14 protein-coding genes are annotated in these 13,113 nt (G+C 67.4%); 11 read left to right on the top strand and 3 right to left on the bottom strand.

Translation table 11 applies throughout. The features are described from left to right. The first annotated feature begins 10 nt into the window (after positions 1–10). Genes ACWICD_RS05615 through ACWICD_RS05640 form a run of 6 tightly spaced genes read left to right on the top strand, consistent with a single transcriptional unit; the run spans position 11 to position 4,813 of the window. Positions 11–589, top strand: a complete 579-nt coding sequence (locus ACWICD_RS05615) for a UGSC family (seleno)protein (RefSeq protein ID WP_454139590.1) — start codon at positions 11–13, stop codon at positions 587–589. After that, entirely contained in the window at positions 586–1,614 is a 1,029-nt protein-coding gene (locus ACWICD_RS05620) for an NAD(P)-dependent oxidoreductase (protein WP_454139591.1), read from the top strand. The genes ACWICD_RS05615 and ACWICD_RS05620 overlap by 4 nt, the downstream gene beginning before the upstream one ends. Next, positions 1,611–2,600, top strand: coding sequence for a hypothetical protein (locus ACWICD_RS05625; RefSeq protein WP_454139592.1), 990 nt, complete (start codon positions 1,611–1,613; stop codon positions 2,598–2,600). The genes ACWICD_RS05620 and ACWICD_RS05625 overlap by 4 nt, the downstream gene beginning before the upstream one ends. Before the next feature lie 47 nt (positions 2,601–2,647). Beyond that, on the top strand, positions 2,648–3,463 hold the full coding sequence (locus ACWICD_RS05630) for an enoyl-CoA hydratase/isomerase family protein (RefSeq protein WP_454139593.1): 816 nt from the start codon (positions 2,648–2,650) through the stop codon (positions 3,461–3,463). Beyond that, positions 3,463–3,954, top strand: coding sequence for a PaaI family thioesterase (locus ACWICD_RS05635; protein ID WP_454139594.1), 492 nt, complete (start codon positions 3,463–3,465; stop codon positions 3,952–3,954). The genes ACWICD_RS05630 and ACWICD_RS05635 overlap by 1 nt, the downstream gene beginning before the upstream one ends. Continuing rightward, on the top strand, positions 3,947–4,813 hold the full coding sequence (locus tag ACWICD_RS05640; RefSeq protein ID WP_454139595.1) for an alpha/beta fold hydrolase: 867 nt from the start codon (positions 3,947–3,949) through the stop codon (positions 4,811–4,813). The genes ACWICD_RS05635 and ACWICD_RS05640 overlap by 8 nt, the downstream gene beginning before the upstream one ends. A 2-nt stretch (positions 4,814–4,815) precedes the next feature. On the opposite strand, the gene ACWICD_RS05645 is transcribed toward ACWICD_RS05640, so the two are convergent. Beyond that, entirely contained in the window at positions 4,816–5,865 is a 1,050-nt protein-coding gene (locus ACWICD_RS05645; protein ID WP_454139596.1) for an LLM class F420-dependent oxidoreductase, read from the bottom strand. A 104-nt stretch (positions 5,866–5,969) separates the two neighbouring features. Here ACWICD_RS05645 and ACWICD_RS05650 point away from each other — a divergent pair, with 104 nt between their 5' ends. Continuing rightward, on the top strand, positions 5,970–7,121 hold the full coding sequence (locus ACWICD_RS05650; RefSeq protein WP_454139597.1) for a thiolase family protein: 1,152 nt from the start codon (positions 5,970–5,972) through the stop codon (positions 7,119–7,121). A 52-nt stretch (positions 7,122–7,173) separates the two neighbouring features. Continuing rightward, a complete protein-coding gene (locus ACWICD_RS05655; RefSeq protein ID WP_454139598.1) occupies positions 7,174–7,761 on the top strand; it encodes a TetR/AcrR family transcriptional regulator in 588 nt (195 codons plus the stop codon). Here ACWICD_RS05655 and ACWICD_RS05660 read toward each other — a convergent pair. Next, complete coding sequence (locus tag ACWICD_RS05660; protein WP_454139599.1) at positions 7,758–8,846, bottom strand: CaiB/BaiF CoA transferase family protein; 1,089 nt, start codon at positions 8,844–8,846, stop codon at positions 7,758–7,760. The two genes, ACWICD_RS05655 and ACWICD_RS05660, sit on opposite strands and share 4 nt — an antisense overlap. A gap of 109 nt (positions 8,847–8,955) precedes the next feature. On the opposite strand from ACWICD_RS05660, the gene ACWICD_RS05665 reads away from it, so the two are divergent. Genes ACWICD_RS05665 through ACWICD_RS05675 form a run of 3 tightly spaced genes read left to right on the top strand, consistent with a single transcriptional unit; the run spans position 8,956 to position 11,686 of the window. Then, positions 8,956–10,110 (top strand): acyl-CoA dehydrogenase family protein, encoded by a 1,155-nt coding sequence (locus tag ACWICD_RS05665; protein ID WP_454139600.1) that lies wholly within the window; start codon positions 8,956–8,958, stop codon positions 10,108–10,110. A gap of 35 nt (positions 10,111–10,145) precedes the next feature. Next, complete coding sequence (locus ACWICD_RS05670) at positions 10,146–10,913, top strand: SDR family NAD(P)-dependent oxidoreductase (protein WP_454139601.1); 768 nt, start codon at positions 10,146–10,148, stop codon at positions 10,911–10,913. Continuing rightward, entirely contained in the window at positions 10,910–11,686 is a 777-nt protein-coding gene (locus ACWICD_RS05675; RefSeq protein ID WP_454139602.1) for a crotonase/enoyl-CoA hydratase family protein, read from the top strand. Before ACWICD_RS05670 ends, ACWICD_RS05675 begins: the two co-directional genes overlap by 4 nt. A gap of 81 nt (positions 11,687–11,767) precedes the next feature. Here the strand turns inward: ACWICD_RS05675 and ACWICD_RS05680 are convergent, their stop codons facing one another. Next, on the bottom strand, positions 11,768–13,060 hold the full coding sequence (locus ACWICD_RS05680; RefSeq protein ID WP_454139603.1) for a dihydrolipoamide acetyltransferase family protein: 1,293 nt from the start codon (positions 13,058–13,060) through the stop codon (positions 11,768–11,770). Positions 13,061–13,113 lie beyond the last annotated feature (53 nt).

Genomic DNA, 13,113 nt, shown 5'->3' on the forward strand with positions numbered 1-13,113 from the left:
AGACGAGCCCATGACGACATCACCGACGACCCTGCCCCCTACACGGCTGCCCAGTTGTGGTGACCTGTCCTGCGAATTCCTCGTCGACCCGATCGCACGTCCAGCACCCGACCCCTTCGACGTCCCGATGCCGAAACGGCGGCGCGTGGTGCTCCTCGATCACCGGAAGCCAAACTCGCATACCATCCTCTCAAGAGCAGGCGAGCTGTTGCGCCAGGCCGGTGTCGACGTTCCCGACGTGATCGAGAAGGCCGGAGCGGGCACGCCCATGAGCCCCGCGATCCTCGACTCGCTGTCGAACGAGGAAGGCCTGGTCTTCTGCGGCGTCTCGGACTGCGGGAGCTGCTCGGCCTCCTCATCAGTCGACTCGGTGATGCTGAACGCCCGCGGCATCGCTGGCGTAGCCGTGCTCACCGAACCCTTCCGCGAACAGGTTGACCGAGCTATGGCCTATCAGCGCACAGACCGCGCGATTCCGCTCGCACTCTTGCCCCACCCGATGCAGAACATCACCGCCGACAAGATCGAGGACCGTGCCCGCATGCTCGCCGATCGGGCACTCGAGCTTCTCGCCGATCTCCCCGCATGAGCCCCGTCGTCTTGCTCGCCACGGAGTATCTCGACGGAGACGCCGCGGTGGATGCGATCGAGGCCGTCGGGCCCGGAGTGCGCGTGGTGCGCGAGCACTACCGCGAAGACACCTCCAGGCGGCTCGCACGATCCGCCGATCGGGCAGCCGGCGCTGGACCGAAACTCAGCCCTGCTCAGCTCACCGCGTTCGCGGAGGCCGATGTTCTCGTCGCGCTCGATGTGCCGGAGGCGCTCGCCATCAGAGCACCCCGACTCCGCTGGTGTCATCTGATCTCATCCGGCACGAGCCACCTCACCGGCGCAGGGCTACCGATCGCGGGGGTTGCGGTCACGCACTCCCCTGGAGTGAATGCGGAAGGCGTGGCCGAGTTCGCAATCGCCCGAATCATGGAGCATACAAAGCGGCTTCCCGAGCTCGCCGACGCGCAGCGTCGGCGCGACTCTTCGCTTCGCTTCGGTCGGCGCGTCGCCGGGATGCGCCTGTGCGTCGTCGGTTTCGGCGGGATCGGTCGCGCGGTCGCGACCCGCGCCGTCGCCCTCGGGATGCTCGTGATCGCAGCAGTTCGTCGCGACGTCGCTCCCCTCGACGGGGTCGCGACAACCACCGACCTGCGGTCCGCGATGGCCGGCGCCGACGCCGTTGTGATCTGCGCGAGCGATCACCGGGAGAACACGGGACTCGTCGGCTGGTCGGAGATCGAGGGGATGGCGCCCGGGGCGATCCTCGTCAATGTCGCCCGTGGAGCACTCCTCGACGAGGATGCGGTAGCGGAGGCCTTGATCTCCGGCACCCTCGGTGCCGCCGCCCTCGACGTCACGATCGAGGAACCACTTCCGAGTTCCAGTGCGCTGTGGACAGCCCCCAACGCGCGGCTTTCGTTCCATTCGGCGCCCACCCAGGACGGCATGCTCGAACGTCGACTTTCCCACTTCTGCGCGAACTTGCATCGGGCACTGCATGGAGAGCCGCTGCGTGACACTGTGATCGGCGCCTCTTCAACATCGCAGCCGGAGCTCACATGAGCCCGGAGCCGTCGCTGCCATTGTTGGGTCTCGGCTCAGCCCTCCCGCCTGCGGTGGACGTCGTGGCGGAGGCGGCCGAACTCGGCGTCGACGTTTCGGGATACGGCAGCTGGCGAGTCGCCTGCCATGCCACCGAAGACCAGCACCCGAGCACACTCGGCGCGGAAGCGCTGTGGAAAGCACTCGACGATTCCGGCGTCGCTGCCGCAGAGCTTGAGATGGTCATCTTCACGGGTGTCTCCCGCGATTACCCGCCGTCATGGTCGGTAGCAACCGAAATCATGGGTTCGGTCGGCGCCTCAGGTGACTGCGTCGGGCTCGATCTCACGCTGGGCTGCGCGGCGTCGCTCTCCGCGCTCGATCTCATTCGAGGCTGGCTCTCCGCGCGGGGCGGTGGTCTCGCAGCTGTCGTGGCGGCGGAGCGCTGGTCGCAGACGGTCGACCCGCGCAATCCAGCGAGTCGGATGTGGGCATGGGCCGACGGCGCCGCGGCCGCGGTTGTCGGTGACGGCCGAGGGCCCGGCTTTGCGCTGTTCGCGGGAGCGGAGTTCACGACCCGCGCCGACTACAACGGGCACGTCTTGATCCCGCATGGCGGCACCCGTTCTGCCCTACCGCCGGCGGGCACGGACGGCCACACCCGCGTCGTGAGCGATCGACCCCGCGGCGAGATCCGGGACACCTATCTCAATGGTTACCGGCGCTCCTTCGATCGCCTGGTGGGGCGTTTCGGCGTTCGGCCAGCCCGACTCGTGTGCAATCAGATCTCGCCGCAGATCGTCAAGATGATCGCCGATGGCGTGGGGATCGGACTCGATGGCACGGTTCTCACCGGGTGCACACTCGGGCATCTCGGGGGTGCCGACGTGCTGGTCGGACTCGACGCGTTGCGATCGACAGAAGGGATAGTCGAGCCCCTCGCGCTCGGCGCGAGCACCGCGTACGCCTTCGGCATGGGACTGATCCTTCCGTCCGACCCCGGCTAGACTCGCCAACGTACCGAACGGTCCACACCCATTTCGAGGAGCCACTGATGACTGACGACGAATCGCTTGACCTCGGCTGCATCCGGTTCACCCGCGACGGAGCACTGCTGCGGATCATGCTGACCCGCCCCGATCGCCGGAACGCACTGACGTCGGAGAGCACACGGGCTGCATCCCAGCACCTGACCGAAATGAATCGTGACGACGCGATCCGGGCGATCCTCATTACCGCCGAGGGCGAGCACTTCTGCGCGGGGATGGACCTGCGCCGTGACCGCAGTGCGTCGGACACGAGGCCCCGTCCGACCGCCGTGCATCGCAGCATCGACGTCGGCCCGCACCGGCTGATTCTCGCACTCAGCCGTATCGAGGTCCCCGTGGTGACCGCCGTCCGCGGCCACGCGGCCGGCCTCGGCTGCGCCCTTGCACTCGTCGCGGACTTCTGCGTGACGAGTCCCACGGCACGATTCTCGACGCCGTTTGCCACCCGCGGGTTCACTCCGGACTCCGGGAGCACCTGGTTGCTCCCGCGACTCGTCGGTGCCGCCCGTGCGCGCGAGATGCTCATTCTCGGTCGGCAGATCGACGCCGCAACGGCAATCGACTGGGGTCTCGTGAGCCGGATGGTGCCGGACGAGGAGCTCGATGCGCACGCAGAAGCGCTCGCCCAGGAGCTCGCCGCCGGTGCGACCACCTCGATCGGTCTCGTGAAATGGCTGCTCGATGCGACCTCGACGGATTCGTTTGAGTCCGCACTACGCCGGGAGAGCCTCGTGGAGGACATCTCGACCCGATCCGCCGATTTCAAGGAGGGGATCGCCTCGTTCACCGCGCGACGATCACCTGAGTTCGAAGGGAACTGATGAACAAAGAGCAAGCGGCGTCGCCGCGGTTCGGCCAATCCTCCGGTCTGGAGTACCAGCGTGCGATCGCGGAGGGCCGTATCGAGCGGCAGCCGTTTCAGACCCTGATCGGATTCTCACTCACACGGGTGGATGACGACGGCACAGCCGAGGCGAAGGTCGTGCCACGGCCCGAGTTCTGCAACGCGGCTGGCCGACTGCACGGCGGCTACCTGTCCGCCGTGCTCGACTGCATCACCGCCACCGTCGCGCATTCCACCCAACCGGCGGAATCGGCGGCTCCGCACATGCACGCGGCGTACCGGTTCGTTCGTGCGGTCACTGCGGACGCACCGCTGATCGCGACAGCCACCATTACAGTCCGGTCCCGATCGATCGTGCATGTACACGGCGAGCTGCTGGACGAGCGCGGCCGACTCATCGCCTCCGGTGAGACGATCCACAAGATTCGCAGGATGCGTGATTCGGTCACGCCCGACTCCGATGCGTGAATCGCTCAGCGTTTTCGAACTCGAGGTGTTCGGCACGAGCATTCGCGGGGAGATCCGCGACGGTGTGCCGGGTGCGCCCGACGTGGTGATGGTGCACGGCGCGGCCGCGCACCATCACTGGTGGGACTGGATGCTCGGTGAGGTCGGCGATCGGTGGAATGCGGTCGCGCTGGATCTGAGCGGGCACGGCGAGAGCGGGTGGCGCGAGCAGTATTCGGGGCGGACATGGGCCGACGAGGTGGCCGCCGTCATCGATGGGTGCACGCGGACCGGTCGGGCAACCGTCGTCGGTCACAGCATGGGCGCGCTCGTGTCGATCGCAACCGCGGCCACCTACCCAGAGCTCGTAGAGCGACTGGTGCTCGTCGACATACCGATCCGGCGCCCCGGCGACGATCAGGATCGGCCCCGCGGACGATCACTCGGGCCGGCACGCATCCACCAGGATCGGTCAACCGCGCTCGAGTCGTTCCGCCTCTTGCCCGAGGGCAGCACTGCGTCCCGTAAGACGCTGCGCGATCTAGCCGAATGGTCTTATGGCCCGGTCCCGGGCGGCTGGCGGGTGCGCTTCGACCCGTCACTCTTCGGTCAGTTCACCGACTCGCTCATCGACGAATGGCTCGGTCGGGTCATCGCTCCGGTCACGATGATCGGCGGCGCACTGAGCCCTGCGATCACCGGTGACGCGATCGATTACGTCGCAAGCCGAGTCGCCGGCGGGGTGACCTGGGGGATGGTCGAGGGGGCGCACCACCATGTGCAAGTCGATCGGCCGGATGCGCTGGCGAAAGTCCTGATGGACACGGTAGCGGCCGACCGGAACTCGGTGGCGGTCCCGGGACTACGATCGGTGGGATGAGCTCAGGCGGCGAGCGATACGATCGCGGCCGCATCGCGCACTGCCGTCCCGGGCTCCCCCACCGGCCGCAGCAGCAGAGTGCCGACACCCGCGTTGGCGTACGCCTCGATGCGCTCGACGACATCACGCTCTGCGCCGACGAGCGAGAGCGAGCGCACGAGCTCGTCGGGCAACGCGGCCATCGCGCCGTCGCGGTCGCCGGCGAGGTATCGGTCCTGCACCTCGAGCGCCTCCGCTTCGAACCCGAACCGGGCCACGAGATCCGTGTAGAAGTTGGCACCCTTCGCCCCCATCCCACCGACATACAGCGCAAGGTGTCGGCGTGCGCGGTCGAGGGCCATGCGCTCCTGCTCGGCGTTCTCGACGACGGCCGCGTACGCCTGCACGATGATTTCGAGCGGGCCGAGTTCAGGACCGCGACGGGCAAGCCCGGCCGCGAGCGACGGACCGAATACGTCGGGTGCTGTCTCGGGGTGGAAGAACATCGGCTCCCATGCCTCGAAAAGCTCGGCCGCAAGCGCGACACCGGCGTCTCCCATCGCGCCGAGCAGGAGCGGAATCCGTGGCCGCACAGGCGAATTGATGAGTCGAAGCGGCTTGCCGAGGCCGGAGCCACCGCGCTCTGCCGACAGCGGTATCTCGAAGTCGCGACTCGACCAGGCGAGCGCCTCACGTCGCCATACCGTGCGCGTGATTTCAGCGACCGCGCGGGCTCGGCGTAATGGAGTTCGATACGGGAGTCCGTGGAAGCCTTCGACAACCTGCGGGCCCGACGCTCCGATGCCGAGCACGAAACGCCCACCGGAGAGCGCATCCAGGCCTCCGGCTGTCATGGCGAGCAGGGCTGGTGTGCGCGAGAAGGTGTTGAACACCGACGATGCCAGCCTGGTCCGGCTTGTAGACACCGCGATCGCGCCGAGCACGCTGACCGAGTCGAATGAATACGCCTCCGGCACGGTGAGCAGGTCGATGCCCGTGCGGTCCAGTTCGGCCGCGAGCGCGACCATCGAGCGCGGATCCTGGTCGTAGGAGAGTGGGATTCCGATTCGCACTCCGACTCCTCAGGCTCATCATGGCACTATGTACCGGTCAGTACGAGACTGTAGCATGGATGCAGCGCGGGTCACGGTCCCGCCTGAGAACTGGAGGCGAGTGGATGAATCTGCGCGAAGCGGTCATCGTCGAGGCGGTACGGACACCGATCGGTCGCAAGAAGGGCACCCTCGCGTCCATGCACGCAGCAGATCTGTCTGCAGTCGTGCTCAACGAACTTGTGCGCCGAGCCGGCCTCGACGCCGGGGACGTGGACGACGTGTATTGGGGCTGCGTGACGCAACTCGGCGACCAGTCGAGCAATATCGGACGATTCGCGACGCTGGCCGCCGGGTGGCCAGAGCATGTCCCCGCAGTGACGATCAACCGGGCCTGTGGCTCAAGTCAGCAGGCACTCGAGTTCGCGGCCACATCCGTCATGACCGGACGGGCTGACCTCGTCGTCGCCGGCGGCGTGGAGACGATGAACCGGGTACCCATCGGATCAGCCCGGCAGTTCGGCGAACCCTACGGCGCCACCGCGCTTGACCGCTTCGGCGTCGACGACTTCAACCAGGGACTCGGTGCCGAGCAGATCGCGGAGCGCTGGAATCTCAGTCGAGCGGAACTCGACGCCTACGCTTCCCGCTCCCACGCCCTCGCTTCCCAGGCGATCGACGAGGGGGCGTTCGACGCGCAACTCGTACCGGTGACCAACAGTGGCGCCACGATCACCTCCGACGAGGCGATCCGGCGGGGCACGACCCCGGAGACACTCTCCGGTCTGAACCCATCGTTCGTCGAAGGGGGCCGGATTCATGCGGGCAACTCTTCCCAGATTGCGGACGGCGCCGCCGCGCTGCTCGTGACGACGCCTGAGCGCGCGGCGCAGCTCGGCCTGACGCCGATCGTGCGCCTCCACTCCGGCGCCGTCGTCGGCGACGATCCGGTGATGATGCTCGCCGCCCCCATCCCCGCCACCGCGAAAGTGCTCAAGCACGCAGGGCTGCACATCGACGATATCGGCGCCTTCGAGATCAATGAGGCCTTCGCGCCGGTGCCTCTCGCATGGCTCGCGGAGACAGGGGCTGACCCCGCGCGCATGAATCCGGTCGGCGGTGCGATCGCGGTCGGGCACCCGCTCGGAGCATCCGGGGCCATCCTGGCAACCCGGCTCGTGCACCGGATGCGCGATCACGGCCTCCGCTACGGGCTCCAGTCCATGTGCGAGGGCGGCGGAACCGCGAACGCCACGATTTTCGAGCTCGTCGGATGACAATGGCACACGAACTGTCCGATAAACCGACCGACGTGTCAGTATGGTGCCCATGAGTGCGATCCCGCCAAAGGAAACGACCGGCGAGCGTGTGTTGCGCATCGCAACGGACTTGTTCGCTGAGAAGGGCTACGACGCCACCGGCGTCCAGGAGCTCTCCGATTCCACCGGACTGGGGCGCGGAGCGCTTTATTACCACATCAAGAACAAACAACAGCTGCTCGCCCGGATCGCGATCGGCCTGCTCGAAACAGCCAATCGCGACGCCAGGCGGATCATCGCTTCGGGCGGCACGCCGGTGGATCGGATCCACCGGATGGCTGCACACCTGCTCACCGACCTCGCGACCAACCGCAGCGCGTGGATCACGTCGATGCGTGACTGGCAGGCACTCGACGAACCGCACCACACGCAGGTGCGCCACCTGCGGCACGAGTATGAGCAGTATTGGCAATCACTGTTCGACGAGGGCGCAGAGACCGGCGAGCTCATGCCCGTCGAGCCGGTGGTGCGCCGCGCCATCGTCGGAATGTTCACGGGTAGCTACCGCTGGATAGAGCCGACCGGATCGAAGTCACCGGAGGCCATCGCCAAGCTCTACGTCGAGCTCTTCCTCGACGGGCTCCGCGTCCACGATTAGGCCAACACGTTGGACCGACCAGTCGGGGCGGATGCGTCGCCGCCGACCCCCCACTCGCGCAGCCGTGCCGCCGCGCTCGGCGCGGATTCCACGAATCCGATGGGCAGGGAGGGAAGCCACCCCCGCTCGCCGAACGGGCGCATGAGGCCCCTCTCGCTCACCTGGTCGTTCGCAGCCACTTCGCGCAGCGCCAGCACCGGCGCGACACAGATGTCCCGCTCCCGGCCGAGTCGGTCCCACTCGTCGCGAGTGCGCCGGCCGATGGCCGCGGCGATGATCGTTCGCAGGGCGGGCCACCGCTCGGGGTTCTCACGGTCGAATCGGTCAGCTTGGTCGATCTCGAGTACGTCTGCGAGTTCCTGGAAGAACTTCTCCTCCAGAGCGCCGACGGTGATCCAATAGCCGTCACTGGACAAGTAGGAGTCGTAATAGGGGGCTCCCGTGTCGAGACGGTTGGTCCCAGGTATGTCGGACCACTCACCGCGCGCACGGTACTCGTGCAGCATCGTCGTGAGATACGTGGCGCCGTCGAGGATCGCGATATCGAGCTCGCTTCCCTCGCCCGTGCGGTCACGTTCAATGATCGCCGCGAGCACGGCGATGACGAGGTACATGCCGCCGCCGGCGAAGTCGCCGAGCAGGTTCGCGGGCGGCATCGGTGCGCTTCCGGCCCGGGTCGCGGCGTCGAGAGCACCAGAGACGGCGATGTAGTTGATATCGTGCCCGGCGCGCATGGCCAGAGGACCGGCCTGCCCCCAGCCGGTCATCCGCGCGATGATCAGCCGCGGATTCTCCGCACGCATCCGCTCGACGGTGAGCTCGAGGCGATCGAGTACGCCGGGGCGGAAGCTCTCGATGACGAGGTCAGCAGCAGCAACGATCTCGAGCGCTCGTTGCAGCCCCTCGGGGGTCTTCAGGTCCAGCTCGAGCATGGCGCGATTGCGCACCATCGAGATGGCCCGCTGATTCGGCCGGGTGATCGTCAGCACTTCGGCCCCCAGGTCGGCAAGTACGAGCGCGCCGAACGGCGCCGGGCCCAGCCCAAGGAACTCGACGACTCTCAACCCTGCGAGTTGACCGCTCATAGCGCCATTCGCCCCTCTTTCCGATCGAAACTCTTTGTACAGACTGTACGGTACAATAATGGACAGCGGTGGGCGCCACCAGCGTGCCGGAGCGAGCGGAGTGGAGCACATGATGGGGCCGGGATTCTATGACAGCAACCACCACGAGTTCCGTGCGCTCGTCCGCGAGTTCGTCGCCCGCGAAGTAACCCCCAATCTCGACCGATGGGAGGAGCAGGGCGTTGTCGACCGCGACGTCTGGCTCGCTGCGGCAGAGTCCGGATTGCTTGGGTTGCGGACTCCGGAGTTCTACGGCGGTGCAGGCGTTGCTGACTACCGGTACCGTGCCATCGTGTCCGAGGAGCTCGGCGCGGTCGGCGCTGCGAGCTTCGGCTCTGGTCTGGCCATCAACGAAGACGTCGTCGGAAACTATCTTCTCGGACTCGGCTCCGACGCGCAGAAGGCATACTGGCTCCCAGAGATGGCTGCGGGTCGCGTGGTCACCTCGATCGCGATGTCCGAACCCGGGATCGGCAGTGACCTGCGCGGAATGACCACCCGCGCGATCCGCGACGGGAACGACTGGCGACTCTCCGGCGCGAAGACGTTCATCACCAATGGAACCAGCTCGAACGTCGTGATCGTCGCAGCGCGCTCGACCCCGACGGACGAGAAGCCACGCCTTACCCTCTTCCTCATCCCCACAGACCGGGCCGGATTCAGCCGGGGGCGCACGCTCGACAAGATCGGGCTGCACGCCCAGGACACCTGCGAGCTCTTCTTCGACAACGTTCCCGCCACCGAAGCGGACGTGGTCGGCGAGGTAGATGGAGGCTTCCGTCACCTCACCGCGCAGCTGCCGCTTGAAAGACTCTCGATCGCGTGGCGAGCCCTCGCCGGGTCTGAGGCCGCGCTTCGCTGGACGCTCGAGTACGTCAAGGACCGCAAGGCCTTCGGCTCTCGAATCATCGACTTCCAAGCGACCCGCTTCCGACTCGCCGAGCTCTCCACAGAGATCGAAGTGACCCGTGCCTTCCTCGAGTCGCTCGTGCCGCAGCTCAACCGTGGAGAGCTCGGAGCGACGACGGCTGCGAAAGCGAAGTGGTGGTCCACCGAGCAGCAGCACCGAGTGGTCAGCTCGTGCCTGCAGCTGTTCGGCGGCTACGGCTACATGGAGGAGTACCCGATCGCGAGGGCGTTCCGCGACAGCCGAGTCCAGACGATCGTCGGTGGGACCACGGAGATCATGAAAGAGATCATCGGACGGGAACTCGCGGCCGACTGACACCGAGCCTGCGAGCTGCGAAGTAAGGAGAGACGATGGAATTGCGCGACACCTCGGCCTTGGTCACAGGAGGGGCATCCGGCCTGGGCGCCACCACGGCGGCCGCACTCGTTCGGGCGGGAGCAAGGGTGGTGATCACCGATCTGCCGACCAGCGACGGCGTCGAGTACGCGCGCTCACTTTCACCCGAGACGCGCTTCGTCGCCGCCGACATCACCGACGAGTCGTCGCTGGACGCTGCCCTCGACGAAGCCGAGGCGCTGGGACCGCTGCGGTCGGTCGTGCATTGCGCGGGCCGTGGTGGCGATCGGCTCCGGATCATCGACCGCGACCGGAATCCGGCACCGCTGCAAAGCTTCGTCGACGTACTCCAGGTGAACCTGATCGGCACCTACAACGTACTCAGGCTCGCAGCGGCACGGATGAGCGGCAACGAGCCGATCGACGGCGACCGCGGCGCGATCGTGCTCACCGCGTCGGCCGCGGCATTCGAGGGGCAGATCGGCCAGACCTCGTACTCAGCGTCGAAGGGCGCGGTCCACGCGATCACCCTCGTCGCTGCGCGCGACCTCGCGAGCTGGGCGATCCGGGTGAACACGATCGCTCCTGGCACGTTCGACACGCCCATGCTCGCCAGACTCCGCGATGACATCCGCGATGCGCTGGCCTCGAGTGTGCCGCATCCGAAGCGCCTCGGCCAGGCCGACGACTATGCGGAGCTCGCCCTCGCTCTCTTGCGCAACGGATACATCAACGGCGAGACGGTCCGCCTCGACGGCGCCCTGCGGATGGCACCGCGATGACCCCGTCGAACGAGCCCGCGCTCATCGTCGAGGCGCGCGACCGCGTCCTGATCATCGAGATCAACCGCCCGAGCCAACGGAACGCGATCACGCGTGATCTCGCTAAGGGGATCGCTGATGCGATCAGCCGGCTCGACGATGATCCAGGGCTGTCAGTCGGCATCATCAGCGGCCGCGGCGGCACATTCAGCGCGGGGATGGACCTCAAACGCTTCGCCGAGGGTGAGCGGGCGACGGTGGGACACCGCGGCTTCGCCGGCCTCGTGCAGGCTCCTCCGGCGAAGCCGCTGATCGCTGCGGTCGAGGGATGGGCTCTTGGTGGCGGATTCGAGATGGTTCTTGCCTGCGATCTCGTGGTTGCGGCGCGCTCTGCTCGGTTTGGATTGCCTGAGGTCAGGCGCGGACTTCTCGCTCGCGGCGGCGGCATGTTCCGGTTGCCTCGTAGGATCCCCCGCGCGATCGCGCTGGAAGTTCTGCTCACCGGTGACCCACTTAGCGCCGATCGCGCTGCTGCATTCGGGCTCGTCAATGAGCTGGTCGACGACGGTCTTGCGCTCGACGCGGCCGTTTCACTTGCTGAGCGGATCGCTGCGAACGCGCCGCTCTCTCTCCAAGCGACGAAGCGAATCGCCGTGGAATCCGCTGATTGGGATCTCGGCGCAGCCTTCGATCTGCAGAGTGAACTGTCCGATACGGTCTTCGCCTCTGCGGATGCGATGGAGGGCGCCATCGCGTTCGCGGAGAAGCGCGCGCCGGAGTGGACCGGTCGCTGACAACCTCGCTCGAACGATGCTCGGAATCGCGGCGCGGATACCGATTCGCGCTTAGGAGCAGTGCTCTCCCGAGACCCGACGTCAGTCGAGCAGCAGCGCGGGCTCCTCGAGCACCGAGGCGACATCGGCGATGAAACGCGACATGCCGTCGCCGTCGACGACACGGTGGTCGAAGGACCCCGCGACCGTCGTGACCCAGCGCGGGCGGACCTCGCCGTCCACGACCCACGGTTTCTGCCGGATCGTGCCGAGGGCCACGATCCCGGCCTCACCGGGGTTGATGATCGGGGTGCCGGCATCCATTCCGAACACGCCGATGTTCGTGATCGTGATCGTGCCGTGCTGCTGATCGGCAGGAGTGGCGCGACCCTCGCGCGCCGTCGCGGTGAGCTTCTCGAGAGCGCGGGCGAGCTGGCGCAGGTTGAGGTCCTGCGCATCTTTGATGTTCGGCACGAGCAGGCCCCGCGGCGTCGCGGCGGCGATCCCGAGGTTGACGTAGTGACGCACGCGGATCTCGGCGCCGCCGTCGACCTCGACCCACGCCGCGTTGACCATGGGCGTGCGGCGGACGGCCCAGATCACGGCGCGCGCCATGATCAGCAGCGGCGAGACCTTGACGTCGGCGAAGTCGGGCGAGGCCTTGAGCCGCTTGACCAGTTCCATCGTGCGGGTCGCGTCGACGTCGGTCCACACCGAGACGTGCGGCGCCGTGTACGCCGACCGGACCATGCCCGACGCCGTCGCCTTGCGGACGCCCTTGACGGCGATCGTCTCCTCGCGGCCGGCGCCGTCGTCGCCGACGGCGATCGTCTCTTCGCGCACGGCGCTGCGCTCGGGCGTCGCGATGTTGCGGAACACCGAGGCCTGCGACGCGTGGGTCACGACGTCGTCGCGCGTCACCTCTCCGGCGGGGCCCGTCGCCGTGACGGTCGACAGGTCGACGTCGAGGTCGCGCGCGAGCTTGCGGATCGGCGGCCTCGCCACGACCCCGGTCGACGCCTCGATGCGCTTCGCCTGGTCGGCGGGCTTCTTGCGCCGCGACGTCACCTCGCCGCCGGTCCCGTACCCGACGAGGACCGAGCCGCCGTCGTCTGCGGGGGACGGCGCCGCCGCCGGCGGTCCGGGCGGGGTCGCAGCATCCGTGATCGTGATGATCGCGGCGCCGACCTCGACCGTCGCGCCCTCGGCGGCGAGCAGGTCGCCGACCGTGCCGGCGAACGGCGACGGCAGCTCGACGAGCGACTTCGCCGTCTCGATCTCGACGATGACGTCGTTGACGGCGACCGTGTCGCCCGGCGCGACGCGCCACGAGACGATCTCGGCCTCGGTCAGTCCCTCACCCACGTCGGGCAGTGTGAAGGTCTGCATGCTCATGCTCATTCCTCTCCGAACCCGCGAGACTGCAACGGAGCGCCGAGACTGCGGGG

Source organism: Microbacterium sp. NPDC055357 (assembly GCF_053644835.1).

What these genes read in the sequence shown, in the direction of transcription:
- ACWICD_RS05615 (WP_454139590.1), top strand. Translation starts at nt 11, where the DNA reads ATGACGACATCACCGACGACCCTGCCCCCTACACGGCTGCCCAGTTGT.
- ACWICD_RS05620 (WP_454139591.1), top strand. Translation starts at nt 586, where the DNA reads ATGAGCCCCGTCGTCTTGCTCGCCACGGAGTATCTCGACGGAGACGCC.
- ACWICD_RS05625 (WP_454139592.1), top strand. Translation starts at nt 1,611, where the DNA reads ATGAGCCCGGAGCCGTCGCTGCCATTGTTGGGTCTCGGCTCAGCCCTC.
- ACWICD_RS05630 (WP_454139593.1), top strand. Translation starts at nt 2,648, where the DNA reads ATGACTGACGACGAATCGCTTGACCTCGGCTGCATCCGGTTCACCCGC.
- ACWICD_RS05635 (WP_454139594.1), top strand. Translation starts at nt 3,463, where the DNA reads ATGAACAAAGAGCAAGCGGCGTCGCCGCGGTTCGGCCAATCCTCCGGT.
- ACWICD_RS05640 (WP_454139595.1), top strand. Translation starts at nt 3,947, where the DNA reads ATGCGTGAATCGCTCAGCGTTTTCGAACTCGAGGTGTTCGGCACGAGC.
- ACWICD_RS05650 (WP_454139597.1), top strand. Translation starts at nt 5,970, where the DNA reads ATGAATCTGCGCGAAGCGGTCATCGTCGAGGCGGTACGGACACCGATC.
- ACWICD_RS05655 (WP_454139598.1), top strand. Translation starts at nt 7,174, where the DNA reads ATGAGTGCGATCCCGCCAAAGGAAACGACCGGCGAGCGTGTGTTGCGC.
- ACWICD_RS05660 (WP_454139599.1), bottom strand. Translation starts at nt 8,846, where the DNA reads ATGAGCGGTCAACTCGCAGGGTTGAGAGTCGTCGAGTTCCTTGGGCTG.
- ACWICD_RS05665 (WP_454139600.1), top strand. Translation starts at nt 8,956, where the DNA reads ATGATGGGGCCGGGATTCTATGACAGCAACCACCACGAGTTCCGTGCG.
- ACWICD_RS05670 (WP_454139601.1), top strand. Translation starts at nt 10,146, where the DNA reads ATGGAATTGCGCGACACCTCGGCCTTGGTCACAGGAGGGGCATCCGGC.
- ACWICD_RS05675 (WP_454139602.1), top strand. Translation starts at nt 10,910, where the DNA reads ATGACCCCGTCGAACGAGCCCGCGCTCATCGTCGAGGCGCGCGACCGC.
- ACWICD_RS05680 (WP_454139603.1), bottom strand. Translation starts at nt 13,060, where the DNA reads ATGAGCATGCAGACCTTCACACTGCCCGACGTGGGTGAGGGACTGACC.